27 protein-coding genes and 1 other RNA gene are annotated in these 25521 nt (G+C 72.4%); 11 read left to right on the top strand and 17 right to left on the bottom strand.

Annotated elements, in window-relative coordinates; translation table 11 throughout:
* Nucleotides 1-84 precede the first annotated feature (84 nt).
* Nucleotides 85-1767, bottom strand: coding sequence for an alkaline phosphatase (locus MTQ01_RS09100; protein ID WP_247488421.1), 1683 nt, complete (start codon nucleotides 1765-1767; stop codon nucleotides 85-87).
* A 139-nt stretch (nucleotides 1768-1906) separates the two neighbouring features.
* Here MTQ01_RS09100 and MTQ01_RS09095 point away from each other — a divergent pair, with 139 nt between their 5' ends.
* Nucleotides 1907-2707, top strand: a complete 801-nt coding sequence (locus MTQ01_RS09095) for an SDR family oxidoreductase (RefSeq protein WP_247488419.1) — start codon at nucleotides 1907-1909, stop codon at nucleotides 2705-2707.
* Nucleotides 2708-3040: 333 nt separating this feature from the next.
* Nucleotides 3041-3979 (top strand): PhzF family phenazine biosynthesis isomerase, encoded by a 939-nt coding sequence (locus MTQ01_RS09090; protein WP_247488417.1) that lies wholly within the window; start codon nucleotides 3041-3043, stop codon nucleotides 3977-3979.
* Nucleotides 3980-4001: 22 nt separating this feature from the next.
* Here the strand turns inward: MTQ01_RS09090 and MTQ01_RS09085 are convergent, their stop codons facing one another.
* The 3 genes from MTQ01_RS09085 to MTQ01_RS09075 all read right to left on the bottom strand — a co-directional run bounded on the left by MTQ01_RS09085 (nucleotide 4002) and on the right by MTQ01_RS09075 (nucleotide 5900).
* On the bottom strand, nucleotides 4002-4904 hold the full coding sequence (locus tag MTQ01_RS09085; RefSeq protein ID WP_247488415.1) for a bile acid:sodium symporter family protein: 903 nt from the start codon (nucleotides 4902-4904) through the stop codon (nucleotides 4002-4004).
* Nucleotides 4905-5032: 128 nt separating this feature from the next.
* Nucleotides 5033-5269, bottom strand: a complete 237-nt coding sequence (locus MTQ01_RS09080; RefSeq protein WP_247488413.1) for a hypothetical protein — start codon at nucleotides 5267-5269, stop codon at nucleotides 5033-5035.
* A 253-nt stretch (nucleotides 5270-5522) separates the two neighbouring features.
* Nucleotides 5523-5900: an RNA-binding S4 domain-containing protein gene (locus tag MTQ01_RS09075; RefSeq protein ID WP_247488412.1), complete on the bottom strand. Its 378-nt coding sequence runs from the start codon at nucleotides 5898-5900 to the stop codon at nucleotides 5523-5525.
* Between the two features lie 154 nt (nucleotides 5901-6054).
* Here MTQ01_RS09075 and MTQ01_RS09070 point away from each other — a divergent pair, with 154 nt between their 5' ends.
* A complete protein-coding gene (locus tag MTQ01_RS09070; protein WP_247488410.1) occupies nucleotides 6055-7014 on the top strand; it encodes a MerR family DNA-binding transcriptional regulator in 960 nt (319 codons plus the stop codon).
* 235 nt (nucleotides 7015-7249) lie between these two features.
* The gene (locus MTQ01_RS09065) at nucleotides 7250-8017 is read left to right on the top strand and encodes a S1 family peptidase (protein ID WP_247488408.1); all 768 of its coding nucleotides are present in this window, start codon (nucleotides 7250-7252) and stop codon (nucleotides 8015-8017) included.
* A gap of 174 nt (nucleotides 8018-8191) precedes the next feature.
* On the opposite strand, the gene MTQ01_RS09060 is transcribed toward MTQ01_RS09065, so the two are convergent.
* Both MTQ01_RS09060 and rnpB read right to left on the bottom strand, forming a co-directional pair.
* Entirely contained in the window at nucleotides 8192-8659 is a 468-nt protein-coding gene (locus MTQ01_RS09060) for a peptidoglycan-binding protein (protein ID WP_247488405.1), read from the bottom strand.
* A gap of 398 nt (nucleotides 8660-9057) precedes the next feature.
* An RNA gene (gene rnpB, locus MTQ01_RS09055) (RNase P RNA component class A) lies at nucleotides 9058-9477 on the bottom strand.
* Between the two features lie 140 nt (nucleotides 9478-9617).
* On the opposite strand from rnpB, the gene yaaA reads away from it, so the two are divergent.
* Complete coding sequence (gene yaaA, locus MTQ01_RS09050) at nucleotides 9618-10424, top strand: peroxide stress protein YaaA (RefSeq protein ID WP_247488403.1); 807 nt, start codon at nucleotides 9618-9620, stop codon at nucleotides 10422-10424.
* A 220-nt stretch (nucleotides 10425-10644) separates the two neighbouring features.
* Here the strand turns inward: yaaA and MTQ01_RS09045 are convergent, their stop codons facing one another.
* From MTQ01_RS09045 to MTQ01_RS09035, 3 genes are all read right to left on the bottom strand, one after another.
* The gene (locus MTQ01_RS09045) at nucleotides 10645-11079 is read right to left on the bottom strand and encodes an SRPBCC domain-containing protein (protein WP_247488401.1); all 435 of its coding nucleotides are present in this window, start codon (nucleotides 11077-11079) and stop codon (nucleotides 10645-10647) included.
* Between the two features lie 77 nt (nucleotides 11080-11156).
* Nucleotides 11157-11537, bottom strand: coding sequence for a metalloregulator ArsR/SmtB family transcription factor (locus MTQ01_RS09040; RefSeq protein WP_247488400.1), 381 nt, complete (start codon nucleotides 11535-11537; stop codon nucleotides 11157-11159).
* Between the two features lie 103 nt (nucleotides 11538-11640).
* Complete coding sequence (locus tag MTQ01_RS09035; RefSeq protein WP_247488398.1) at nucleotides 11641-12648, bottom strand: DMT family transporter; 1008 nt, start codon at nucleotides 12646-12648, stop codon at nucleotides 11641-11643.
* Nucleotides 12649-12831: 183 nt separating this feature from the next.
* On the opposite strand from MTQ01_RS09035, the gene MTQ01_RS09030 reads away from it, so the two are divergent.
* Nucleotides 12832-13131 (top strand): hypothetical protein, encoded by a 300-nt coding sequence (locus tag MTQ01_RS09030; RefSeq protein WP_247488396.1) that lies wholly within the window; start codon nucleotides 12832-12834, stop codon nucleotides 13129-13131.
* 279 nt (nucleotides 13132-13410) lie between these two features.
* The gene (locus MTQ01_RS09025; protein ID WP_247488394.1) at nucleotides 13411-14457 is read left to right on the top strand and encodes a LysR substrate-binding domain-containing protein; all 1047 of its coding nucleotides are present in this window, start codon (nucleotides 13411-13413) and stop codon (nucleotides 14455-14457) included.
* A 186-nt stretch (nucleotides 14458-14643) separates the two neighbouring features.
* Here the strand turns inward: MTQ01_RS09025 and MTQ01_RS09020 are convergent, their stop codons facing one another.
* From MTQ01_RS09020 to MTQ01_RS09000, 5 genes are all read right to left on the bottom strand, one after another.
* Nucleotides 14644-15888: an epoxide hydrolase family protein gene (locus tag MTQ01_RS09020; protein WP_247488392.1), complete on the bottom strand. Its 1245-nt coding sequence runs from the start codon at nucleotides 15886-15888 to the stop codon at nucleotides 14644-14646.
* A 314-nt stretch (nucleotides 15889-16202) separates the two neighbouring features.
* Nucleotides 16203-17102: an alpha/beta fold hydrolase gene (locus tag MTQ01_RS09015; protein ID WP_247488390.1), complete on the bottom strand. Its 900-nt coding sequence runs from the start codon at nucleotides 17100-17102 to the stop codon at nucleotides 16203-16205.
* A 162-nt stretch (nucleotides 17103-17264) separates the two neighbouring features.
* The gene (locus tag MTQ01_RS09010; protein WP_247488387.1) at nucleotides 17265-17480 is read right to left on the bottom strand and encodes a DUF397 domain-containing protein; all 216 of its coding nucleotides are present in this window, start codon (nucleotides 17478-17480) and stop codon (nucleotides 17265-17267) included.
* Nucleotides 17481-17591: 111 nt separating this feature from the next.
* Entirely contained in the window at nucleotides 17592-17804 is a 213-nt protein-coding gene (locus MTQ01_RS09005) for a DUF397 domain-containing protein (protein ID WP_247488385.1), read from the bottom strand.
* Nucleotides 17801-18634 carry a helix-turn-helix transcriptional regulator gene (locus tag MTQ01_RS09000; RefSeq protein WP_247488383.1) on the bottom strand — a complete coding sequence of 278 codons (834 nt, stop codon included), beginning with the start codon at nucleotides 18632-18634 and terminating at the stop codon, nucleotides 17801-17803. Before MTQ01_RS09000 ends, MTQ01_RS09005 begins: the two co-directional genes overlap by 4 nt.
* A gap of 173 nt (nucleotides 18635-18807) precedes the next feature.
* Between MTQ01_RS09000 and MTQ01_RS08995 the strand changes: the two genes are divergently transcribed.
* From MTQ01_RS08995 to MTQ01_RS08985, 3 genes are all read left to right on the top strand, one after another.
* Nucleotides 18808-19008 carry a hypothetical protein gene (locus MTQ01_RS08995; protein WP_247488381.1) on the top strand — a complete coding sequence of 67 codons (201 nt, stop codon included), beginning with the start codon at nucleotides 18808-18810 and terminating at the stop codon, nucleotides 19006-19008.
* Nucleotides 19005-19415 (top strand): hypothetical protein, encoded by a 411-nt coding sequence (locus tag MTQ01_RS08990; protein WP_247488379.1) that lies wholly within the window; start codon nucleotides 19005-19007, stop codon nucleotides 19413-19415. Before MTQ01_RS08995 ends, MTQ01_RS08990 begins: the two co-directional genes overlap by 4 nt.
* A 376-nt stretch (nucleotides 19416-19791) precedes the next feature.
* Nucleotides 19792-20559, top strand: a complete 768-nt coding sequence (locus MTQ01_RS08985) for a hypothetical protein (RefSeq protein ID WP_247488377.1) — start codon at nucleotides 19792-19794, stop codon at nucleotides 20557-20559.
* A 51-nt stretch (nucleotides 20560-20610) separates the two neighbouring features.
* Here MTQ01_RS08985 and MTQ01_RS08980 read toward each other — a convergent pair whose 3' ends face one another.
* From MTQ01_RS08980 to MTQ01_RS08970, 3 genes are all read right to left on the bottom strand, one after another.
* Entirely contained in the window at nucleotides 20611-21813 is a 1203-nt protein-coding gene (locus MTQ01_RS08980; protein ID WP_247488375.1) for a bifunctional RNase H/acid phosphatase, read from the bottom strand.
* A gap of 94 nt (nucleotides 21814-21907) precedes the next feature.
* Nucleotides 21908-22651, bottom strand: coding sequence for a zinc ribbon domain-containing protein (locus MTQ01_RS08975; RefSeq protein ID WP_247489156.1), 744 nt, complete (start codon nucleotides 22649-22651; stop codon nucleotides 21908-21910).
* Nucleotides 22648-23511: a Nif3-like dinuclear metal center hexameric protein gene (locus tag MTQ01_RS08970; RefSeq protein WP_247488373.1), complete on the bottom strand. Its 864-nt coding sequence runs from the start codon at nucleotides 23509-23511 to the stop codon at nucleotides 22648-22650. Before MTQ01_RS08970 ends, MTQ01_RS08975 begins: the two co-directional genes overlap by 4 nt.
* A gap of 172 nt (nucleotides 23512-23683) precedes the next feature.
* On the opposite strand from MTQ01_RS08970, the gene MTQ01_RS08965 reads away from it, so the two are divergent.
* A complete protein-coding gene (locus tag MTQ01_RS08965) occupies nucleotides 23684-25372 on the top strand; it encodes a hypothetical protein (RefSeq protein WP_247488371.1) in 1689 nt (562 codons plus the stop codon).
* Nucleotides 25373-25521: the final 149 nt, after the last annotated feature.

The raw sequence follows: 25521 nt of genomic DNA, 5'->3' as shown, positions 1-25521 counted from the left end.
TGGCAACTGTCACAGCGCGCGGCCCGGGCGGCCGCGCGGCGGCGACGGGTGTTCCCGGGTCGGCGGCCCCGGAAACACCGGGTCTCACAGGGCCTTGAGGCCCGGGGCGCCCGCCGCCGACTCGAAGGAGACGGCGGTGCTGATCGCGCCGCCGGGGGTGGTGATCCGCTCCAGCGTCCGGAAGTCGGCGCGCAGCCGCTCCGCGGTGAGGGTCAGCAGCAGATAGCCGCGCCGCCCGTCGAAGTAGTGCAGATGCGGGTTGGCCGCCATCAGGGCCTCCCAGTTGTCCGGTCGGCGTACACCGTCGCCGCCGCTGGAGATGGAGGTGGTGACGAGTTCCACACCGACGGGAGGGGAGGTGGTGTCGTCGAAGTCGCGGTGGATGTCGAAGGCGTAGTGGACGTGGACGTCGCCCGTGAGGACCACCAGGTTCGCCACCCCCGCCGCCTCCGCGCCGGCCAGCACCCGCTCCCGCGAGGCCGGGTAGCCGTCCCAGGCGTCCATGGACAGCGGGAACGGGCCCTGCACCCGGTCGCGGCGCCGGGAGAACACGGTCTGCTGCGGCACCAGGTTCCACACCGTGCCCGAGTCCCGCCAGCCGTCCAGCAGCCAGCGCTCCTGGCCGGCGCCGGTGATCGTGCGGCGCGGGTCCTCGGACTGCTCGTTCGGGACCTTCCAGCCGTCGCCGTTGGCCTGGTCGTCGCGGTACTGGCGGGTGTCGAGGACATCGAGCTGGGCGAGGCTGCCGTAGCGCAGCCTGCGGTAGAGCAACAGCTCGGCGCCCTCGGGGCGTTGGGGCCGGCGCAGCGGCATGTTCTCCCAGTACGCGCGGTACGCCGCCGCACGCCGTACCAGGAACTCCTCCGGCGGAACGTTGTTCTCGGGCTTCTCCGGGACTCCGCCGGCGTAGTTGTTCTCCGTCTCGTGGTCGTCCCAGGTGACGATCCAGGCGTGGGCGGCGTGCGCGGCCTGCAGGTCGGGGTCGGTGCGGTAGAGGGAGTAGCGCAGCCGGTAGTCCTCCAGCGTGACGGTCTCGCGGTTGTAGACCGGCGGGATCCGGCGGTCGGTGTAGTCGCGGGCGCCGCCCTTCGCGTCGATCGGGTACTCGTAGAGGTAGTCGCCGAGGTGCAGCACCGCGTCGAGGTCCTCCTCGGCGAGGTGGCGGAAGGCGGTCCAGTACCCCTGGTCGTAGCGCTGACAGGAGACCACGCCGAACCGCAGGCTGCCGGGGTCGGTCTCCGGCCCTGGCGCCGTACGGGTGTGGCCGACGGGGCTGGTCCAACTCCCGGTGCTGAAGCGGTAGTAGTAGTCGGTCGCCGGTTCCAGTCCGTCCGGCTCGACGTGGACGGCCCAGTGGTACTCGGGGTGCGCGGTGGCCTCGCCGCTGCGGACGGTGCGGCGGAAGCCGCGGTCGCGGGCGAGTTCCCAGGCGACGTTGACCGGCTTGCCGCTCAGTCCGCTGCCGGCCTCGTACGGTTCGGGCGCCAGCCGGGTCCAGAGCACGACGGAGTCCGGCAGCGGGTCACCGGAGGCGACGCCGAGGGTGAACGGCTCGGTGTCCAGCCGGGTTTCGCGGGCCGGGGCCGCGGTGGCGGTGGGCGCGGGCAGGTTGGTGGAGAACGCCAGCGCCGCGGCGGCACCGGTCACGGTGAGGAACCGGCGGCGGTTCAGATGGCGGGCGTGGGAGAGGAGTTCGGCGTCCGCTGTCGCGTGCGCGGACCGGCCGGCGGGCAGGCCCGTGGAGGTGCTCGCTGGATGCGTCGTCATGGTGGTGAGTGCAGCGGCCGGGGATGGCGTCGCGTTGGCACGTACGCGTCATACTCCTTGCGGGTCGGTGGCCTGCCGGTTGCGTCCCGGCAGTTGGGCCCTCGACGGCGAGGGAGCCGATGTCTCGTACCCTGCCGCCATGACGACGGAAATCAACGGGCCGCTGAACGAGCGGGGCGAGACCGCCGCGAACGCCACCCGGACGGCCGTGGTGACGGGCGCGGGGTCGGGCATCGGCCGCGCCGTCGCGGTGGCACTCGCCGGCGCGGGCTGGTCGGTCGCGCTCGCCGGCCGCCGGGCCGAGGCGCTCCGCGAGACCGCCCAACTCGCCACCGGCAGCGACCGGTTGGCCGTGCTGCCGACCGACGTCACCGACGAGTCGGCCGTCACCGCGCTCTTCGCGGACACCGCCGCCCGCTTCGGCCGGGTCGATCTGCTCTTCAACAACGCCGGCTCCTTCGGCCCCGCCGCCTCTCCCGACGAAGTGGACTACGCCGACTGGCGTTCGGTCGTCGAGGTCAATCTCAACGGTGCCTTCCTCTGCGCCCGCGCCGCCTTCGCCGCGATGCGCGCCCAGGACCCCCGCGGCGGCCGGATCATCAACAACGGCTCGCTCTCCGCCCACACGCCCCGACCCCACTCGATCGCGTACACCACCACCAAGCACGCCGTCACCGGACTGACCAAGTCCCTGTCCCTGGACGGCCGCCCGTACGGCATCGCCTGCGGTCAGATCGACATCGGCAACGCCGCGACCGAGATGACCGCGCGGATGCGCACCGGCATCCGACAGGCGGACGGCAGCACCGCGGTCGAGCCGGTGATGAACGCCGACGACGTGGCCCGCACGGTGCTGCACATGGCGGACCTGCCGCTGGAGGCGAACGTCCAGTTCGCGACGGTGATGGCGACGACCATGCCGTACGTGGGACGCGGCTGAGGCACACGCGCGGGGCGCCGTCGCGGCCGGCGGGCCGGACGCGCGGGCCGGACGCGCGGAGGTGCGGACTCCGACTCGGGGGCGGCTGCGACGCGGCGCGGGCGGCTCCGGCGCGAACGCGGGCCTGCGGGCGGTCGCGGGGCCGGCGGGCGGTCGCGGGGCAGGGCGCGCGACGTACAGGGTGGGCGCGGGCGGCGCCGCACACGCGGGGAGGCGCGCGCGGGGCGCGGGGACACGCCCACCGGCCGGGAAGTGCGCGGTCCGGGAACGAACCGCGGGCCGACGGTTGTTGGAGGTGGCAGAAGCGTCCCGAACAGCTGTGAGGAGACCCCCGTGTCCGGTCCGGAAGTGCTGCGCTACACCGCCTTCTCCGAGCACCCCGAGGGCGGCAACCCCGCCGGTGTGGTGCTGGACGCGCAGGGTCTGGGCGACGCCCGGCTCCAGGAGATCGCCGCCGAGGTGGGCTACTCCGAGACGGCCTTCCTCATCCCGTCGCCCGCGAATCCTGCCCGAAGCCCCTCAGCCGGACCCGCAGCCGACTCGGCCGACGGCTCCGCAGACAGCCCTGCACACGGCTCGGCCGACGGCTCGGCCACTGCCGAACGCGGCTTCACCGTGCGGTACTTCAGCCCGCTTGCGGAAGTCGCCTTCTGCGGCCACGCCACGGTCGCGGCGGCGGTCGCGCTGGCCGAGCGCCACGGGCCCGGCGACCTGGTCTTCACCACGGCGGCGGGCACCGTCCCGGTCGAGGTGGACGAGCAGCTGCGCGCCACGCTGACCAGCGTGGCGGCCCACATCTCGCCGATCGGCGCCGAGGATCTCTCGGAGGCCCTGGAGGCGCTCGGCTGGAAGCCGTCGGAGCTGGACCCGGCGCTGCCCGCCCGGATCGCCTTCGCGGGCAACGACCATCTGGTGCTCGCCGCCGCCTCCCGCGCCCGACTCGCCGATCTGCACTACGACTTCGAGCGGCTGCGCGCGCTGATGACCCGGCTGGGGCTCACCACGCTCCAGTTGGTGTGGCGCGAGTCGGACGCGGTCTTCCACGTCCGCGACCCGTTCCCGGTCGGCGGCGTCGTCGAGGATCCGGCGACCGGTGCGGCAGCCGCCGCCTTCGGCGGCTATCTCCGGGAGCTGGGCCTGGCCGAGCCCGGCGCGGTGCTCACTCTCCACCAGGGCGAGGACATGGGCAGACCCGGCACCCTGACGGTCGCGCTGCCCGCGGCCGGCGACTCCCGGGTGCGCGTCTCGGGCCGTGCCGTGCGGATCGGCTGAGGACGGCCCGGCCCCGGCTGCGCTACCCCGCCCGGGTCCCGGCGTCCTCGACCGGTGCCGTACGCGGTGCCAGCGCACGGAGCGCGAAGCCCGCGCCGGCGGCGGTGAAGAACATCAGCACGCTGTAGACGGCCGCCGGAATGGCCATCTCGGAGTTGTCCAGCAGGCTCGGGCTCAGCGCGATGGTCATGGCGAGCGTGGTGTTGTGGATGCCGATCTCCATGCAGGACGCCACCGACTGCCCGTGGCCGACGCGGGCGAGCCGCGCGACGCCGTACCCGATGCCCAGCGAGATCACGCTGAACAGCAGGGTGATCAGACCGACGTCGGCGACGTACTCCCCGATCCGTTCGCGCTCCTGGAGGAGTGCGCCGACGATCGCGCCCAGCAGGATCAGCACCGAGGCGATCTTCACCGGCCGCTCGGCACGTTCGGCGAACGCCAGCGCACGTGCGCGCACGAACATGCCCAGCACCACCGGGATCAGCACGATGGCGAAGACCTGGAGCGTCTTGTCGAAGCGCAGGCCCACCCCGTCGCCGCCGTCGAGGAAGTGCGCCACCGACAGGTTGACCACGACTGGCAGCGTGAAGACGGCGAGCACCGAGTTGATGGCGGTGAGCGAGATGTTCAGCGCCACATCGCCGCCGAAGAGGTGCGAATAGAGGTTGGCGGTGGTCCCGCCGGGCGAAGCGGCGAGCAGCATCATGCCGACCGCGAGCGCGGGCGGCAGATCGAAGCCGACGACCAGCGCGAAGCAGATCGCCGGCAGCAGGAGCAACTGGCAGAAGAGGGCGACGAGTACGGCGCGCGGAAAGCGCGCCACCCGGCGGAAGTCGGCGACCGTGAGGCCGAGACCGAGGCCGAACATGATGATGCCCAGCGCGGCCGGCAGCAGTACGGAGAATATCGAGGAGTCTTCCACGGGCACAGAGTGCGGTCGCGACGACGACCAGTCCACTGCCCGGAGTGCGGCCTTTGCCTCACGCCCGACGGCGCGTTTGTCATCCGGGTGCTAGCCGGAGGCGAAGGCTGCCCTGCCGCGCGTCCGTCTCAGGGGTCCTCGGGCCGGCCGGCCGGCCACTCCTCGGCCTCGTCGACCCAGTGGACCTGCTCGGGGTCGTCGAAGTCGATGTCCGGGAAGACCTCCCGCACCCGGCTCTCGACCTCCTCGTGCGCCAACGGCTCCCAGCCCACTCCTCGCAACCACACCAGCCGGTAGCGGTTGTTGTCGCCGAACGACCCCACCACCACGGGATACTCGGGCTCCGCCGGACGCTTCTTCTCCATACCCAAGCGTGGGCACAGACGGCGCGCTCGCGCGAGCGGAGCGCCGCCACCCGTGCGACGCCGCCGAAGCCCCACGCCCGCCCCGCTCCCGACCGGCGCAACGAAGACCCCGCCGCACCGCTGCTCGGTCGCATCGCTGCCCGGTCGCACCGCTGGTCGGTCGCACGGCGACGGGACGCGTGCGCACGGGCGCCGGGGGCGCGGGAGCGCGTCGGGTACGTGGCCGTCGGCGCGGTCTCCGGGGGCGGCAGGGTCAGGGCTGGAGGCGCTGGAGGCGGTCGGTCTCGCGCCGGTCCCGCTTGGTCGGCCGTCCGGCGCCGCGATCCCGGCGGCCGGCGGGTGCGACCGCCTCGCGCGGCGGCGGGGGCGGGCTGTGGTCGACGTACGCGGTGGCCGCGACGGGTGCGCCGACCCGCTTGCGCAGCGGCGTCACCACCTTGACGACGAACTCGCGACCGGCGTGCCTGAGCCGTACCTCGTCGCCCGCCTTCACCGGCTGGGCGGGCTTGGCCCGATCGCCGTTCACCCGCACATGCCCGGCCTTGCAGGCAGCCGCGGCCAGCGACCGCGTCTTGACCAGCCGCACCGACCAGACCCATACGTCCACACGGACACTGCCTTCTCCAGCCATGCCCCGAGCCTAAGGGAGGAACGGTCGGGGCTTCCGGCCTCCCGCGGATCCGTCCGACTCCCGCGCGCAGAGGCTGGACCCTGCCCAAGGGGCAGCGCTCATGCTGGTGGCGCACCGTGCGGTCGCGCGGTCGACCCGGGAGCCCAGGAGAACGATGAGCAACGATCTGACCACCGGCGAGTTCGCGACGCTGACCGGGCTGTCGCACAAGGCGCTGCGCCTCTACGCCGAGCGCGGCATCCTGTCGCCCGCGGCCGTCGACGCGGCGTCCGGGTACCGCCGCTACGACCGCTCCCAGCTGCGCCGCGGGCTCAGCGTGGACCTGCTGCGCCGCGCGCAGGTGCCGTTGGCCGGGCTCGTCGGAGCGGAGAGCTTCGACTTCGCGAAGTGGCGCGAATCGGTGGAGCTCAGAAGGCACTTCGAGGACTTCTACCTGGCGGTCGCCGAGCACGTCGCCGACTTCGACCCGGCCGACTTCACCGCGCACAGTGAACCGGCGGACGCGCTGGACTGGGTCGGCGTGGTCGTCGACATGAGCATTCCGGAGGACGCCGAGGGCCGGATCGAGATGTTCTCCGCGCTGGCCGTCGACACCCCCGCCGTCGAGCGCGCCTTCCACGACGCGTTGGCGGAGCTGGGCCGTGCGCCCGCCGAGATGGCCTGGACCGCGGTGCCGGAGAGCGCGACCCGCAGCGGCGCCGGGCCGATGGTGCTGGCACGCCCCGGGCCTCCGTTGGACCGGGCGGCGCGCACGCTGGTGGAGGAGCGGGTGCAGGCCCGTACCGGCCAGACGGTCGGCGCGGTGAACGGCACGCTGCCGCAGCGCGTCGAGATCACCTTCGCCAGGACCGCCGCCGCCGATCCGACCGGCGTGCAGGACGCCGCGGACGGCTACCTCCAACTGCTCGCCTTCGAGGACCACATCCGCCGCAACGGGCTCGACGCGGTCGCCCTCCTGGGCCGCCAGGTCGTCCGGGGCCCGGCGGTCTTCGGCGGTGCGCTCCCGTCGGCGGAGGAGTCCGGCCGGAACGGTACGCGCGGCGAGGCGGCGTCGGACAGCGGCGCGGGAGCGGGCGGCGACCCGGTGACCGTCTTCGACGTACGGACCGGGTGACGGGCGGGCACGCCCCACAGCCGGCCCGGTCGCCGGTCGCCGGTCGCCGGTCGCCGGTCGCCGGTCGCCGGTCGCCGGTCGCCGGTCGCCGGTCGCCGGTCGCCGGTCGCCGGTCGCCGCGGGTGATGATTGCACTGCGCAGGGTTCCCGAGGTCTTGTGGGCGGGATGCGGTGGTCCGACACTGGCGACGCCCGTACGGACTCCCCGTCCCCCGCACCCCTCCAGGAGGGTGAAATGACCCCGGTCACCACGCAGTTGAGGCACAGACCCGGCAGCCGCGCAGTCCGCGCCCGAGCGGTGGCGCTCCTCGGGGCGCTGTGCGCGGCGCTCGCTCTCGGACTCGCGGCCCCGCACCCGGCCGCCGCCTCGGGCCCGGACACGACAACAGCTGCCGCGCCGCAGAGCACGCGCACACCGGCCGCGGTGGACGCCGTACGCGGCGGGCAGACGCTGTTCACCGGCGGCGGTCGCTGCATGGTCGCGTACAACGCCACCGACGGCAGCGACTACTTCGGCCTGATGGCCGGGCACTGCGGCACCGCGGGCACCCAGTGGTACGCGGACGCGGGGCTCACCGTGCCGGTCGGCACGACGCACGCGGCACAGTTCCCCGGCTCCTCCTGGTCGGTGGTGCGCTACACCAATCCGGATCTCGACTACCCGAGCGAGGTCGTCGGCGGCGGCGCCCCGGTTCGGGTGACCGGCGCGGGCAGTCCGTCGGTGGGCCAGTCGGTCTGCCGGTTCGGGTCGACCACCGGGCATCTCTGCGGCACCGTGCTCGCGCTCAACCAGACGATCAACTACCCCGAGGGCGCCGTCACCGGCCTCTTCAGCACCAACATCTGCGCCGAACCCGGCGACAGCGGCGGTCCGGTGCTCGCAGGAGGCACCGCGCTCGGCATCCTCGTCGGCGGCAGCGGCAACTGCGCGACCGGCGGCCGGACTTACTACCAGCCGGTGGTGCCGGTCCTCTCCACGCTCGGACTGACCATCGGCTACTGAGCCGACTGCCCGACCGGCGTGCCGGCGGTGACCGCGGCACCGGTCGGACCCGGTGCCGCGACGAACGGCCGTCGCCCACGTACGAGAGCGGCGTGCCCGAGTGGGGCACGCCGCTCTCCGGTGGCCTGCGCGCCGTCGCCGCTCAGCGACGGCCCGGCCGGGCTCACCGAGGGATCAGAAGGCGTTGGCCATCCGCTTGAAGGCGGCCTTGGTGCCGGGCCCCGCGATTCCGTCGATCGCGCCGGTGTATCCCCGGTGCGCCTTCAGGTAGCGCTGGAGCGCCTTGATGGTGTTCGGCCCGACGATCCCGTCGATCTTGTCGTTGTACTTCCAGTACTTCTTCAGGAAGCGCTGCATCGCCTTCCAGCTGTTGGTCCCCAACTTGCCGTCGATGGCGCCCTTGTAGCCGTGGTACGTCTTCAGCCAGCGCTGGAGCTTCTTCGCCTGCGTGGCGGTCAGGCCCAGGTTGTTCACCGCCAGCGTGGTGACGTCGCCGTCGAAGGCGCTCGCCGTCGCCGGCTGGGTCTGCTGGGCCGGCGCGGCCTGTGCGGCGGCGACACCTGCGCCCGCGAGGGTTCCCGCCGCGATGCCGGCGACAGCGGTGAGGCTGACGACGGTCCTGGCCATGAGTCGATTGCGCATCTTTCTTCTCCCGTGGGTGGTTGCGAGCGGCACCGGGCGCGGTCAACGCACGGATGCTGAACTGCCTCCGCCGACCCGGGCCGGGGCGCTGCTGAAGCGGCCCGACTGTCCGTGTGGCGGCGGCAGTTGAAGAGTGGCGCACCAGAACCGACGCACACCAGCATTACCGGACCAATGACGCCATAGCGGGACGTGTACCTCGTTGAGCTGCTGGGACGGATGCGTCCCTGAGCGCGGACCGGGACGCGGTCCGTGTCTGACGCATCGTCACAGCACCGCGCGCACGCGGGGGTTGAGGGATTTCAAGCCGAACAGGCCGTCCGCGGCACCGCGGGAGAGGTCGCGCCGCCGATGCGCCGGATACTGCGGGAGCGCAGCCCGGCGGGGCGCGGCGAGGGCAGACGAGCCGTGCTGTACGCCGGATTCTGTCTCCGACGGGCCTTGCGGCCCGCCGGGAGGCGGTCATCCATCTGGGACCGATGTCACCATCGACCTCGTGCGGTCCACCCGCGAACTCGGGCGAGCAGCCCTCGAACATTCGCGCAGGCCGGCCTCTCGCGAGGACGGCCGTTCTTGACCTTGCTCCGGGTGGGGTTTACCGAGCCGCCCAGGTCACCCTGGGCGCTGGTGGTCTCTTACACCACCGTTTCACCCTTACCGGGTGCCGTACGGATACGGCCCCGGCGGTCTGCTTTCTGTGGCACTTTCCCGTGGGTCGCCCCAGGTAGGCGTTACCTACCACCCTGCTCTGCGGAGTCCGGACGTTCCTCGGCGGGTACGGCTCTCACCGGGCCCGACGCGACCGCCCGCACGACTCGTCTGCCGACCGTCATCCTACGCGGCGCCCGGGGGTGCGATTCCCGCCACCGGGATCGAGCGCCACCGGGGAACGCGTAACCTGGCAGGCTGCCGTGCCCGCCCCGCACGGACCCACAGAACGCACCGAGGAGAGTGACCCGTGCTCGTACTGCTGCCGCCGTCCGAGGGCAAGGCCAAGGTCGAGAGCGGTCCCGCACTCGACCTGGAGGCGCTGCGACTGCCCGCGCTGACGGCGGCGCGACGGGCGGTCCTGGACGAGCTGGTGGAGCTGTGCTCGCAGGACGAGGAGAAGGCCCGCGAGGTGCTGGGCCTCAGCCACGGCCTGCGCGCCGAGGTCGCGGTGAACGCGGCACTGCACGGGGCGGCCACCCGCCCGGCCGGCGAGATCTACACCGGCGTCCTCTACGACTCGCTCGATCTGGCGACGCTGGACGCGGACGCGCGGGCACGCGCACGGGAGTCGCTGCTGATCTTCTCCGGGCTCTGGGGCGCGGTCGCCGTCGACGATCCGATCCCCGCCTACCGATGCTCGGGCAACATCAAGCTGCCGGGCGTCGGCGGCCTCGGGCCCTACTGGCGCGAGCCGCTGGAGGAGGTGCTGCCGGACGCGGCGGGCGAGGGCCTGGTGCTCGACCTGCGGTCGGCCGCGTACGGGGCGATGTGGAAGCCGAGCGGCGCGCTCGCCGAACGCACCGCGACCGTACGGGTGTTGCACTCCCGTCTCGTGTCGGGCGTGGAGAAGCGCACGGTGGTCAGCCACTTCAACAAGGCCACCAAGGGCCGTCTGGTGCGTGCACTGCTCCGCACCGACGCGTCCCGGGCGCCGCGCACGCCGGAGGAGTTGGCGACGCACCTGGGCGAGCTGGGTTTCCGGGTCGAGACCGCTCCCCCGACACGCGCCGGCCGCACCTGGCAGCTGGACGTCGTCGTCACCGACGTGCACTGAAGCCCGTCCCTCCGGCCCGTCGTCACCGACGGGCGGTGAGCGGGGAACGACCGCCCCGCACGACCGGCCGGCCCGGCCGGGCTCACGACCGACCCGCACGCACGACCGGCCCGGATCGACCCGAACTCCCGGGCGCGGACTCCCGGGCGCGGACTCCCGGGCGCGGACTCCGGATGCGGACTGCCCGGGCGCGAAGGGCTGCCGACGCGAAGGGCTGCCGCTACGCGTCGAGCGCCGCAGCCAGCGCGTCCAGGCAGGCGCGCCAGCCGGTGCTGACGCCGTCGGCGGTCGAGGGATCGGTCATGACGTGGGTGAAGACCAGCAGGCAGCCGGCCGGATCCTCGTGCAGCTCGATCCTGAGGTGGTCGTCTTGCTCGCGGTCCGGGTCCGCCGGGTCGTGCTCGTCGAAGGCGAAGAGCAGCGGCGGTTCGAAGTCGGTGACGGTGGCCGGGTAGATCGTCCCCTCGCCGTCGTCGAAGGAGATGCGCCCGCCGACGCGGGGCTCCAGCCCCACCACGCGCAACGGGTACCACCTGCTCAGCTCGGCAGGGTCGGTCACCGCCTGCCAGACTCTCTCCCTGCCGTGCGCCAGCCGGCGCTCGAAGCGCAGGGCCGGCCTGCCGCCGTGCGTGGTGAGGACACCGTTCTCGTTCATCGCGCTCACTGCTCCTTCGCCGCACCGAGCGGCTTCCGTGCGGACTGCTTCGCCCGCCTCTGCTCCTGCTCCCCGGCTCACTCGCCCCGCTGCGAACCGCCTTCGCCGTCCGGGCACTTCGGGCCCCCGGAGCCGTCCGCACGGCCCGGCTGCTCGGGCCGGGCGTCCAGGTGGCGCTCCAGTGCGTCGAGGCTTTCGCCCCACAGCCGACGGTAGGGCGCCAGCCAGGCGTCCAGCTCGGCCAGCGGCTGCGGTCGCAGCTCGTACCACCGCCGCTGGGCATCGACGCGCACGGTGACAAGCCCGGCCTCGCGCAGCACCCGCAGATGCTTGGAGACCCGGGGCTGGCTCATCTCCAGCTCGTCGACCAACTCCCCCACCGGCCGGGGACGTTCGCGCAAAAGGTCCAGAAGTCGCCGCCGGGTGGGGTCGGCCAGTGCGTCGAAAGGCAGGCTCACCCCACGAACATAACCGCTCGGACATATAACATCAACGGCATATAGGAGCGCCGAGGCAGGGCATCCGGAAACCCGACCTCTTCGGAAGCGGCGGCTGTCCGTCTCAGGCCGGCCGGCCGCAGCCCTCGCCCTCGGCGTCCCGGGGCTCCGTCCCGTGGACGGACGGCTCGGCTTGGACTGCGGCGGGGCTGTGCGCGGCCACCACCCCGCGCTCCCCGCCGCGCGCCCGCGCGTCCGCACGCGCCGCGCCGACACCGGCGAGCACCACCAGCAACGTCCCGAACGCCTGTACCGGCGTGGGGCTCTGGGAGATCAGCACCAGCGCCGCGACGGTGCTGACCGCCGGCTCCAGCGCCGCCAGCGTCCCGTAGGCGGTCTTGCCCATCCGCTGCAACGCCTGCATCTCCAGCACGAAGGGAATCAGCGGCATCAGCACCGCGATCCCGGCGATGGCCGCGGTGTACTCCCAGGTCAGTCCGGCCAGCGCCGCCGGAGCCCCGACCGGGGCCGCCACCAGGGCGGCGACGGAGAGGGAGACCGCGAGTCCGTGCCGAGCCGGCAGCCTGCTCCCGACCTGCGCGGTACCGATGACGTACAGCGCCCAGCACAGGGCCGAACCGAGCCCGAAGAGCACCCCGGTCAGGCTGGTCGAGCCCGACCACGGCTCGGTCAGGAGCAGCACCCCGCCCGCCGCGAGCGCCAGCCACCCCAGCTCCAGCACCCGCCGCGAGGAGGCGACCGCCACCGCGAGCGGGCCCAGCAGTTCGATGGCCACCGCTGTGCCCAACGGCAGCCGGGCGGCGGCCTCGGAGAAGAGCAGCATCATCCCGGCGCTCACCGTGCCCAGCAGCGCCATGCTCAGCAGATCCGCACGTGTCGTACGGGCCTCGCGCAGCACGCGCAGCAGGGAGCGCCCGGTGATCAGCAGCAGGAAGAGCGCGGCGAAGCTCAGTCGCAGCCACGTCGTGCCGCCCGGCGTCAGGGCGGGGAACAGCTTGGTCGCGAGCGCGCTGCCGGTGTGCAGCAGGGCGATGGCGACCAGCACAAGCACGGCGCCCGACATCTGCGGGAGCTGCGGGCGGGAGGCGGCGGAAGTCCGGGCATCGATCACCGGAACATTGGAGCCGACCTGCGTTCTTTCTGTCCACGGGCCAGTTGTGGACGCGATGTCCACCATCGGTGGACGAACAGGGGGCGGCCCGTCGCCTCGCTCCTCGGGGACCTCGCCGGGCCACACCCCGGGTCGTGGACGATGAGCAGGACCTCGTACCGCACGGGCGATTTCAGGAGCGAGATGAAAGACCTTCTCGAGGCGTTGGACAACGCCTGGGACATCGAGACAGGCTTCCTGGGGAAACTCAGAGAGGGAAAATTCGATCCGGCAGACGGAGAGGCCTACGTAAAACTCCTTGCCACCATCCCGCCGCTGGGCGATGTCGCGAACACCCAACTGGTGCGCCTGATCTGGTTCTCGCCGACTTTCATCGAATGGCAGATCGACCGCGCCACTGACGAGATCACCGGCGGCGAACCACTACGAAGGATTCAGAATCAGGTGCACGAGGAAGTGATCAGGATCATCGGTCTGCCATGAATCTCTTTCGTCCCGAGTCAGGGTGGATCGTCGGCCACGGCTGGATCCGCAGCCCCACGGTCGAGGGAACGTCGGGCCGGGTTGCACAAGCATGGCTCGGCCTCCGACCGAGCCACTGAATTGCGATCCCACCGCACTTCCCCGCAGCCGGTTCGCCCGGCGGTGCCCTGTCGGACAAATCTTCCTTTCCACGGCCTGCCGGGTTCGTTCACCCCTCCTCTCTCTCCCACTCCGTCCCGCAGAATAGGTACACCGAGGACGCAGGAGGACGATGGAGCTATGGACCACCATCCCCTCCCCTTAGACGCCGAACCGACCTCCCCTCCGCAGGACTCGGGGGACCCAAATTCCCCGGAGATCCCGGAGGGTGAGCGGGCGGCACTGCACGGCGCGTTTCCTCACGGGCGCCGCGAACTGCCGGACCTGGGGCGGCTGCGGCTGCTGGTGGAGCTGAGGCGGCTGGGCACCATGGCGGAGGTCGCGGCGGCCACCGGTTACGGCACTTCGGCCGTCTCCAAGCATCTGGCCGTGCTGGAGCAGGAGGTCGGCGCGAAACTGCTCGCCCCGGTGGGCAGGCGGGTGCGGTTGACGCCTGCCGGGGAGCGGCTGGTGGAGCATGCGGTGACGATCCTGGCGGCGGTCGAGGAGGCCCGTGCGGAGCTGCGCGGCGAGAGCGAACCGGTGGGACGGGTACGGGTCGCCGGCTTCGTCACGGCGGTGGAGCCCCTGCTGCTCCCCGCGATCCGGCGCCTGCGGGAACGTCACCCGGGCGTGCGGGTGGAGGTGCACGAGCACGAGCCGGAGCAGTCGGTCGAGCTGCTGCGCGCGGGCGAGGTGGAGTTGGCGCTGATCTACGACTACAGCCTCGTACCGCGCACCGTGCCGCCGGACCTGAGCGTGCGGCGGTTGGAGGAGCAGCCGCTGTATCTGGTGGTGCCTGCCGGTGACAGCGCCGCCCCGGCCCCCTTCGGGGAGCTGAACGCGTACGCCGAGGCCGGCTGGATCACCAACTCGCGCGGTTCGGACGACGACGAACTGGTGCGTCGGGCCTGTGCGTTGGCCGGCTTCGAACCGCACATCGCCCACCGGGTGGACAGCCTCAGGCTGGTCAACCGTCTGGTCGGCGCAGGTCTGGGCGTCGCCGTTCTGGCCGAGGCCGGCCGCCTCGCCGACCAGGAGGACGTGCGCTATCGGCGGCTGGACCCACTGGCCGGCAGCCGTCGCAGCTTCCTCGTGGTGCGCACCGGACAGTGGAGCTGGCCGCCGATCGCCGCACTCGCCACCGCCCTCCAGGACGTGCTCGACGCAGCGGCCGAGGACTCCTGAACCGGCGTCAACCGGTGGCGTGCTGCGTGGAGTTCGGGCGCATCCGGCCGGTCGCGGCGCGCATCCGGCCGGTCGCGGCAGGCATCCGGCCGGTCGCGGCGCGCGTCGGCCGGTCGTGGCGCGCATCCGGCCGCCCGGACCGGCGGAGGGCGCCGTCGGGCGGCTCCGCCGGCCGCGCGGCAGCGCTCAGGGCCGTCGGCCGCGGAAGGTGCGGCGCAGGTCGTCCACCCAGGCGTCCGGGTTCTCCCAGGGGATGAAGTGGCCGCCGTGGTCATGGGCGTTGACGTTGACGTGGTGGAACCAGGCTCCCTGCGGGCCGTTCTCGAACGCGCGGACCCGTTCCTCCGCGCTGTGGACACCGGGCGGGTTCTCGTAGCCGACGAAGGTCAGACCGACCGGCGCCTGCACCACGGGGGTGCGGTCGTGGGACGGCGTCCAGGGGAACCGGTTGGCGTTGGCGTAGTAACGCATCGAGGTGGCAATGGAGTTGTTGACCCAGTAGATGGTGGCGTGGGTGAGGAGGTCGTCCTTGCTGAAGACGTTCTCGACGTCTCCGCCGTTGTCGCTCCAGGCGTTCCAGCGCTCCAGCAGCCAGGCGAGAAGCCCGGCGGGCGAATCGCTGAGGCCGTGGGCGAGCGAGGCCCCGTCGAGCATGTGCACCGCGAGATGGGAGGCCGAGCGGCGGTCCATCTCGACGATGCGGGCGCGCACCTCGGCGGGCTGGTCGTCGGTGAGCGGACGGTTGCGCGCGAAGTCCCAGGCGCGCGGCCCGTTGAAGAAGTCGAGCGGCAGGCCGGAACCGATGTGGACGCCGTACAGCTCGTCGGCGTACTTGTGGCCGAGCTGGCTGGTGACGATCCCGCCGATGTCGCAGCCCCCGGCCGCGTACCGCGCGTACCCCAGCGTCTCGGTCATCAGGGTGTGCCAGAGGTCGGCGACCTTCCAGAAGTTGACGTCCGGAAAGCCGGTGAGCGGGCCGGGGAAACCGAAGCCGGGCAGCGAGGGCACGATCACGTCGAACGCGTCGGCCGGATCGCCGCCGAACGCGGCCGGATCGGCGAGCGGATCGACCACCTTCGACCAGTGCCAGAACGTCCACGGCCAACCGTGCGTGAGGATCAGCGGGATCGGACGCGGCCCGCGGCCCGCCCTGCGCATGAAGTGCAGCGGGACTCCGCCGACCTCCACCCGGTAGTGCTCGTGGGCGTTGATCGCCGCCTCCGCCGCGCGCCAGTCGTAGCCGTCGCGCCAGTGGGCGACCAACTCGCCCAGGTACGAGGCGGGCACGCCGTACGACCAGTCCTCGTTGCCCTCGTCCAGTGGTGGCCGGGTCAGCGCGAGACGGGCGCGCAGATCCTCGAGCGCCTCCTCGGGCACATGGATCGGAGTGGGTTCCAGCGGAAACGGGTGCGGCGCAGCCGGGACGTTCATGGCGTGATCCCTTAACCGGAGTGGGTGAACCGGCGAACGCGACCACAGGGGTTCGGCGGCGCCGGCAGCTCGGACGGCCGGCGCCCTTGCCGGTCAGCAGCCCCATACTGCGCCCGCGGACGCGGCCTGCCACCGCGGCGCACACGAATCCGGCCACTCGCGCCCGGGTCGTGCCGCCACCTCCGCACGGTTGCCGCTGGGCAGCGGGCCCGTTCAGGGGGCCGGTCGGGGCGGGGTGGGTCGGTGCGGGGTGGGAACGGAGTCGCAGAAGGGCCCAAGTCCCTGGCACACGTGGGCACATGGAGGGGGAGACGTCACGTCCGCGGCGCACGTGACGTCCCCGGTGCACGTTCCAGCAGAGTGGTCAGCACAACGTCCGAGTGCGTCCAGAGCAGGGCACCCCCGGCCTCCGGCAGCAGATGGCGGGCCGCCGAGGGAATGCTGCGGGCGAGCGATGCGCCGTGGTCCGGGGAGTGAACCGGGCTGGTGTCCGAACCGCCGTACCAGAGGTCGACCGGCACCGTGATCCCGCTGAGGTCGAACGGCCATCTGCCCATCGCGAGGACCGTGTCACGGGCGTAGCCCGAGGGGCCTTGCGCGAACGCCTCCTCCATCGCACGCCGAAAGGCGACCCGGAAGGCGGGCTCGGTGTACACCGCGCGATCCACCTCGGCGCTGGTGGTGCTGATCACCTCCCAAAGGGAGTCGAGACTCCCGAAGGCCGCGAAGTCGGACTCGGCCGACTGCGGGTCATCGGACACCGCCTCGACCATCCGCGCCACCTCCGGAGTCAGCGAGCCTGCGAATCGCGGGTGGGCGAGTTCGTCACTGCCGGACACCACGGCCACCGCGTTCACCAGGCCGTGCGCCGCAAGTGCGAGAGCGAACGGCGCCCCCTGCGAGAACCCCACGACAGAGGGCAGGCCGAGCCCGAGTTCCCGGATCAGGCAGCGGACGTCCCCGGCCCAACTGTCCAGGGAACGACCGGAGTCCGGGTCCGATGCGCCGAGGCCGGGCCTGTCGAGGCCGATCAGACGAATCCCGGCAGCGTCGACGAGCCCGCCACCGAAGCCGAGTCGTCCACTGGTCGCGGCCCCCGGGCAGAGCAGGACCGCGGTGCCGTCGGCCGGTCCCCACTCCGACCAGCCCAGATGTCGTCCGTCCGGAAGCCGGGCCCGGCCTCGCCGAACCGGTTCCCTCACTCCGTGGTCCATGGTCCCGATTGTGGCGCCCGAGGCAGCCCGGGCGCGCCCGGTTTTCGTCCGGTCCGGGCCCACGATCCCTCACCCCGTCCGATGGAACGCGACACTTCAGAACACGGTGACGCCCTTCCGTCCAACGGAAATTGGCGGAATCGAGCGGCTGAGCAAAGCCGTTCAGAACGCGTCGTTCTTCAACGCGGAGACGAAGCCGGTCCATCCGCTGCGCGGAATCCTCAACACCGGGCCATCGGCACGTTTGCTGTCACGGACGGCAACAGGGCCACACCCACCGGCATGCGCCGGATACCACTCCAGGCATTGACCGCCTTCGGAAGTGCTGTGGGACGACTTGATCCACTCGCCCAGTGATGCGTGTTCGTCTGCGTTCATGGACGCTCCTTCAGCAACACGGAGAGAACCGACGTGCAAACCCAAGCCATCGACCCACCCCACCACAAGCACCAAGCGGCCCGGGCCGACACAGAGACACAACGAAGCGCGTCAGAGCACGTCGTTCTTCAACGCACAGACGAACCCGACCCATTCATCCTGCGAAAACCTCAACACCGGACCATCAACGTGCTTGCTGTCACGGACAGCAACAGAGCTGGCTCCACGAGCAAGCGCCGGAGCCCACTCCAGGCACTCGCCGCCCGCCGAGGTGCTGTGGGAGGACTTCCACCACTCGGAAACCGGGCCTCGATTGGCGCTCATAGGTACTCCTTCAGGATTGCGCCTATAAAACTGCGAGAACGTTCGGTCGACAACGCGTTCGCCCGCAATCGATCGTAGCCGCGCTGAGCGTTGCTGACACCAGCTGGATGGTCGAACAGCCGCCCCCCGCGCGGGTCTTCGGAGTAGAGGACAGCGGGAAGATCGGAGAACCTCAGGAGTGTGAACGCCACGCTGTGGGCACCGTCCGCCCCAGCTTCGAAGGGCATGACCTGGATATCGACGCCTGGTCGGTCCGCGAGAGACAGCAGGTGCTGAAGCTGTGCCGTCATCACGGATCGCCCGCCCACGAGCGTGCGCAGACATGCCTCATGCAGCACCGCCCAGAGGTGCGGCGGCCCAGCACCATCGAGGATCCTGCGCCGATCCATTCGAGAAACGGTCTTGCCCTGGATCACCTCTTCCGGCTCGCTCGGATGACCGGCTCGAAAGATCGCGTACGCGTACTCCTCGGTCTGACACAGGCCCATGATCGTTGTGGTGGAGAAACCCAGGATCTCGCTCGCTCTGGGTTCGAGTGCCAGGTAGGGCGTGAAGTTGAGCGGGTGATCGCTCTCCGTCAGACGGTCCAGCAACCCGCCGAACAGGCCGTTCGTACCGAAGACCCGGTCGCATCCGACCGCGAACTTCGTACTGGGCGGGAGTTTCCCGCTCTCGATCTGGCTGACGTACGACTCCGAGTAGCCGATGGCCCTGCCGAGCTGCTTCTGCTTCAGCTTCCGACCCAGCCGCACTCGCCTGACGTCCGCTCCGAATCGTTGAAGCGGAGTGAGACGAGGACTGAAGTCCTCCGGCCCGGTCTCTTCCCCCATCGGGACGACCTCCCCCTCTTTCCTCACAGGGCGTTTCCCATGACATGTCCCCCTTGAGTAAAACAACTGAAGTGTCGCCATTCTAGGGGCAGTTGCGTTCTCTAGGTAGCGGTTCGAGCACAGAGGGTGCTGAGCCCGGCTCCGGTGCGGGCCGACGACGAGAGGACGGCGCCATGGAAGAACCGGACGCGGCAGAGGTCGGCGGAGCGGAGGCGCAGCCGGGCCAGGACGGTGGCGAAGGCGTGGAGAGCCGGGCGCAGTGGCAGATCAAGGAGGTCGGCGGGGTGGAGCCGTTGAGCCTGGCGGAACTGCGTCACCGCTGCGCGCTGCTTTCCGCCGAGATCCGAGCCCATCTGCGCGGACGTGCGCGATGACTTCCGCGTACCGGCACGACGGGCGCCTCCGCACCTACGGCTACCGCTGCGAACTCGTCGCCTGCGCACCCGAATTGGGCACCTCCTGGCTGCTCGCCCGTGAGGTCCGGCCGACGCCGAGACTCGCCGTGCGCTGGCTGCGCGAACAAGCCGCACGGGTGTCCCGCTCGCTCGGCCAACCCGACGAGGCGTTCACACAGACCCTCGCCGCCGTCGCCCGGGAGCCTCTCTCCGCTCTGCCGCACGAGATCGAACTCCACGTCGACCAGAGCCTGTTGACGACACTGACCGCCGGTGAGCCCATCGCTCTCTGCTCAACGGTCGGCGACACGCTCTCGCCGTCCGATCGCAGGTCGCGCGGATTGCGGGTGGGGTACGTGCTGTCGGCGCTGCCGATCCCTTCCTGAGTCCGCCCCGGGGCTCTCCCAGATCCGGGAACGGCGTCCGATGCGTACAGCCGCAAGGGAGGGAGGCGGGCCGGCGGAGCAGTGGCGCAGACCGGATTCGGGGCGAATCACCTGGCGCGGGGTCGCCTCGGGGTATCCGGGATCCGTAGGCTCCGGGGGTCACTTGTGTGTCGTGGAAGGGCGTCCGATGACCGTGAACACTTCCGCGTCGGTGCGCCGGGGCCGTCTCCATGCCCCCGCGGTGCGCACAGCCGCGGTGGCGCTGCTGGGCGCCCTCGCTCTCGGCGCAGGCACGTCGCCGGCAGGCACGTCGCCGGCGGGCGCGGTGTCGGCGGGCGCGGTGTCGGCGGGCGGGGTACCGGCGGGTGCAGCCAAGGTGAGCCCGACCGCGGCGGTGGTCCCGGCGGAACGGGTGACCGACGCCGGGCGCGGGCCCACGGCGGCGGAGCTCACCAAGCCGCAGCGGGACGCCATGAGCGAAGTGGCGGAGCCGCGGGCCGAGTTCTCCGCAATTAGGCTCCTCGTCGAGCGTCGCGACGACGACGCGCTGAGCTCCGAGGTGCTGGGCGTCGTACAGAACAAGGGCGAGCGCCCTCTCCTCGTCGATGCACGGGGGGAGGTCTACCGGGAGGGCATGGACGACTTCCGGCGCAACAACGAGATCTTCGGCACGGACGACGAGTTCGCCTACAACCGCAACTGGGAGGACGAGTCGGCGAAGCTCGATCTCGTCACGGTGTCGGCCAAGGTCGAGCCGGACCGCACCCCCTGGTATCTGGCCGGCGGAGCGGCCGCAGTGCTGGCCGTCGGCGGGCTGCTCCTGTGGCGCCTGCGAGCCCGGCGCAAGCTGGAGGCCCACTTCGACGCCCTGCGTCGCGAGGGGCCGGACCCCGGCCCCGCAGGCCGGAACCCCGCGGACCGACAGTCGGAGCCGCAGTCGGACCGGCCCGGCGAGCACAACGACAGAGCCGCCGGCAACGGAGAACTCCACGACAGAGCCGCCGGCGATGGAGACGGCAGCGACGGCCCCCACGAACGGGACCACCGCGACGAGACCGGCCCGCCCGCCGGCCCCTCCGGCGCGGAGGGCCGACCGCGACCCGACGGGACGGACGGCAACGGCCCTGATCCCGGGGGCCGTTGAGCCGCCGCGCCCCCTTCGGCGGGCGGCGTCAGCGGTCCTGCCGCCGGTCCGTCAGCGCAGGTGTGCGGTGTCGTTGAGGAGGCGCAGCGAGGCGTTGCCGTCGGAGTAGTAGGCGACGGCGGACAGTGAGGCCGCCGACAGCTCCATCCGGAACAGCGCCTCGGGCGGCGCGCCGAGGGCGAGCCGGACCAGGGTCTTGATCGGGGTGACGTGGGTGACCAGGAGGACCGTACGGCCCGCGTATCGGGCGAGCACCTTGTCGCGGGCGACGGCCGTACGGGCGGCGACCTCCGCGAAGGACTCGCCGCCGCCGGTGGGTGCGGCCTTCGGGTCCGCGAGCCAGGCGTCGAGATCGTCCGGGTACCGGTCCTTCACCTCGGCGAAGGTCAGGCCCTCCCAGTCGCCGAAGTCCGTTTCCCGCAGGTCGTGTTCGGTGCGCACCGAGAGTCCCAGGCGCTCCGCCACGGCGTCGGCGGTCTGCGCGCAACGGCGCAGCGGCGAGCTGACGATCGCCTGGACGGTGCCGCGGGCGGCGAGCGAGGCGGCGACGGAACGGGCCTGGCGCAGCCCTGCCTCCGACAGCTCCGGATCGCTGCCGCCGCTGCCGGAGAAGCGCTTGTGCGGGGTCAGCGCGGTCTCGCCGTGGCGGAGCAGGACGAAGGTGGTCGGGGTGCCGAGATCGGCGCCCCAACCGGCCGACGGCGGGGCGAGGGCGGTGGACGCGCTCTCCGCTGCCTCCGCCGCGGCGCCGGCCGCTGCCGCGCTCGCGGACGCGGCGCCCGCAGCCTTCGCGTCGGCGGCCTTCAACTCGGCGGTGGAGCTGGAGGGTTGCCACTGCTCGCCGCGTTTGCCGGCGTCCATGGCCTCGTTGGCGAGCTGGTCGGCGTGCTTGTTCTCGGCGCGCGGGATCCACTGGTACGTCACCGTGCCGGAGGAGTGGATCCGCTGGGCCTCGGCGGCGAGCGGACGCATGTCGGGGTGCTTGATCTTCCAGCGCCCCGACATCTGCTCGACGACCAGCTTGGAGTCCATGCGGACCCGTACGTCCGCCTCCGGGTCGAGCTCGTGGGCCGCGCCGAGGCCGGCGATCAGGCCCCGGTACTCCGCCACGTTGTTCGTGGCACGGCCGATGAACTCGGCGCGCTCGGCGAGGACTTGACCCGTCTCGGCGTCCATGACGACCGCGCCGTAGCCGGCCGGTCCCGGGTTGCCCCGGGAGCCGCCGTCCGCCTCCACGATGAACTGCTGTGCCATGGCTGTGTGTTCTCCCCGCCCGTCACCGTCGTGTGCGTCCTCGACGCTTCAACTCCCCTGCCGCGGAGATGTGTTGAAGCGCCGACCTCCGCGTCTAGAGCCCCGAGTCGGAGGTGCGGACCAGGATGCGGCGGCAGTTCTCGCAGCGCAGCACCTCGTCGCGCGCGGCGGCCCGGATCTCGTTCAGCTCGGTGATGTTCAGCTCCAGCCGGCAGCCCTCGCAGCGCCGCTGGAAGAGCTTCGCGGCGCCGACGCCGCCCTGCTGGGCGCGGAGCTTGTCGTAGAGCTTCAGCAGATCGTCGGGGACCGAACCCGCGACGACCTCCCGCTCCTTGGTGACACGGGCGGTCTCGGCGTCCAGCTCACCGGTGGCCGAGGCGCGGCGCGCGGAGGCGTCGTCCACCTTCGTCCGCACCGAGGCGACGCGGTCCTGGAGCTCGGAGACACGGGCGGCGGCCGCCTCGTTGCGCTCCATGATCTCCAACACCACGTCCTCCAGGTCCTGTTGGCGCTTGGCCAGCGAGGCGATCTCGCGCTGGAGGCTCTCCAGGTCCTTGGGGCTGGTGACGGCGCCGGAGTCCAGGCGCTGCTGGTCGCGGACCGAGCGCTGGCGCACCTGGTCGACGTCCTTCTCTGCCTTGCTCTGCTCGCGGGCGGTGTCGCCCTCCTCGGTCTGCGCGGCGACCAGGAGGTCGCGCAGCTGGGTGAGGTCGGCTTCGAGCGCGTCGATCTCCGCGTGTTCGGGGAGGGTCTCGCGCTTGTGGGCGAGCTGCGACAGCTTGGTGTCCAGGTCCTGTACGTCGAGGAGGCGGACCTGGTCGGCGGGCTCGGAGTTCAGTTGGGGGCTCCTGGGTACTCGTAGTCGTGGTGAAGTCCGGAGGCCGCGTGCGCGGTCCAGGGATCGGTGACCAGCCGGGAGACGTGCGTGCGCAGTCCCCAGCCGTGGCGCTCGGAGAGCGCGTCGAGCTGCGCGGCGGCCTGCTCGCACCACGGCCACTCGGTGGCCCAGTGCGCCGCGTCCACCAGCGCCAGCGGTGAGCGCTCCTGCGCCTCGGAAGCGGGGTGGTGGCGCAGGTCGGCGGTGAGGTAGGCGTCCACTTCGGCGGCCCGCGCCTGCTCGAAGAGACTGTCGCCGGAACCTCCGCAGACCGCGACCCGGCGGATCATCGCGTCCGGGTCGCCCGCGGCGCGCACGCCCTGCGCGGTGGCGGGCAGATGGGCGGCGGCGTGCTGGGCGAACGCGGCGAGCGAGAGCGGGGTGTCGAGCTCGCAGACGCGTCCGAGTCCCCGACGGCCCTGCGGGTCGTCCGGGTCGGGCACCAGCGGCGCGAGCACCCGCAGGTCGAGGGCGCCGGCGAGTGCGTCGGAGACTCCGGGGTCGGCGCGGTCGGCGTTGGTGTGGGCGACGTGCAGCGCGGTGTCGGCCTTGATCAGCGTGTGCACGACGCGGCCCTTGAAGGTGTGCGCTCCCACCGTCGTCGTACCGCGCAGATAGAGCGGGTGGTGGGTCAGCAGCAGATCCGCACCCAGCCGGACGGCCTCGTCGGCGACGGCCTGCACCGGATCGACCGCGACCAGCACGGTGCCCACCTCGGCGTCCGGGTCTCCGCAGACGGTGCCGACGGCGTCCCAGGACTCGGCCCGCTCGGCGGGCCAGAGCGCGTCCAGAGCTGTGGTGAGTTCGGAGAGTGTCGGCACGGGGGAAAGGCTACCTGCCGCGGCGGGAGCCGTCCGACCGGTGGCTCACGCACATATCCGGGTGGTCGCACAGCGGTTTGACGCAGCCACCACGCGTAAGGATGAAGTCGCGTCGCGCCTTCCTGCGCAGCGGTGCGCCACCCCTAGCGTCGTCGCCGGAGGTGTTCGCCCGATGACAGCGTGTGCAAGCGAGATCACGGTACTTGGCGGCGGCAACGACAGTTCGACACGTGGTCCGTCCGGCCGGCCCGAGGTCGACAAGAGCCGGGAGGACGGCCGCGCGGGTCCGCAGGACGGCCGCAGAGGCTGGGAGTTGGCCGCCGACGGCTCGTACGCGGCCCGGCTGGCCGGCACGGCGGAGCGCGGACTGTACGTGGAACGCTGGGCGTTGGGCGACAGCGACGCCTACACCGTGGAACTCCCCGTCGACCGCCCGGAGACGCCCGGCAGCGCGCTGCTGGCGCTGGCCGACGGCCGGGTGCTCGTCGCCCGGCCGGGCGACGGCTCGCACGAGTTCTCGCTGCTCTACCCGACCGGTCCCGGCACCGGCCAACTCCCGCTCGGCGCGGTCGAGTCGGACCGGCTGACGCTGCTGCCGCCGTGCCCGGACGGGAACACCGCCCACGCGCTGGTGCCCGGCTTCGAGACCACGGCGATCTGGCTGGTCGCCGGTGCCGACGCGCCGCGTCCGGTGGCGGACGTTCCCGGTCACTGCCTGGACGGCCAGTGGCTGGACCCCTCCGGCCGCCTGCTGGCGCTGAACCGGCGGGACACCGCCGGGCGCACCACCACGGTGGTGGCCGACCTGGCGCGCGGCGGCGAGGTCAGTCCGCTGCTGGAGCTGGGCGAGCGCAGCAACGACCGACTGCTGCTGGCCGACCCGCACAGCGGGCTGCTGCTGGTCTGCTCCGACGCGCCCGGCCGGATGCGGATGGGCTGGGGTGTGCTCGGCAGCCACCTGCCCGTGCGGTTCCCGCAGGCGCTGCACCAGGAGGAGCTGCGCCTGGTGCCCTTCACCGTGCAGCACGGTCAGCAACTCATGCCGGAACGCTCGTCGGTGGCGCTGCGCGCCCAGGGCCCGAACGGGACCTGGGTCGCGCTGTGGCGCCCCGGGCAGCGCGGGCTGCGGCATCTGACGGCGCCCCCCGGCTGGCTGCCCGGCGCCGGCGCGTTCGGCGCCGACGGCGAGCTGCGACTGCCGTACGCCCAGGGCGGCGTACGCGGGGTGGCGCGCATCGGGCGCACACCGGCGGCACGCCCCGCCGAGGGGCAGAGGCAGCCGGGGGCCGGGTACGGGCCCGGCGCCGGCGGCCGGGGACTCGCCGCGCGCGGACACGACGGCGCGCACGGGCAGGGGCCCGGCGCAGCCGACGGGCCCCGTACGGGCGGTGCGCTTCGTACGTCCGGTTCGGGCGGTGCGTCCGGTGCGGGAGGCGCGGGAGGCGCGCTCCGTACGTCTGGTGCGTCCGGCGCGGGAGGTGCGGGCGGTGCGGGTGCGCCCGGTGGGCCCCGTGCGGACGGCACCTGTGGCGGCGCGGACGCGGGTGGTGAACCGGGAGCGATGGGACGGCCGTTCGTTCCCCAGCCGGTGAGCGGACCGGTGAGCGTCCCGACCGCGCCCTCCGCACGCACGGCGCACGGCGGGCCGACGGCGGCACCGGACAGGTCGGCGACGGTGCCGGCCACACAGGCAGACGGTGCGGGGCACGGATCGGCGGAGCCGTTCCCCGCACCGTCACCAACCGAAGGAAGCGGTACGACGGTTCGCGGCAGCGGCTCCGCGCGTCTGTTCACACCGGTGCCGCTCCAGCAGGCACCGCTGGCCGCCGCCGCGGCCGGGAGCACCGGCACCGGGGGCTGAACCCGCCGCGGAGCAACGGCCGTTCCGGCGGCGGTGCCGGTGCTCCCGGCCGCGGACCGGCCTGCCCAGCCGTACCCGGCGTGCCCAGCCGTGCCCAGCCGTGCCCGTCGACGGTCGGCGTGCCCGTCGAGGACTCTGAGACGTTCGAG

Source organism: Streptomyces sp. XM4193, from assembly GCF_023072595.1.
Taxonomy (GTDB): domain Bacteria; phylum Actinomycetota; class Actinomycetes; order Streptomycetales; family Streptomycetaceae; genus Streptomyces.
The sequence above is the reverse complement of the archived record's forward strand: the minus strand, read 5'-3'. Positions and strand labels throughout refer to the sequence as shown.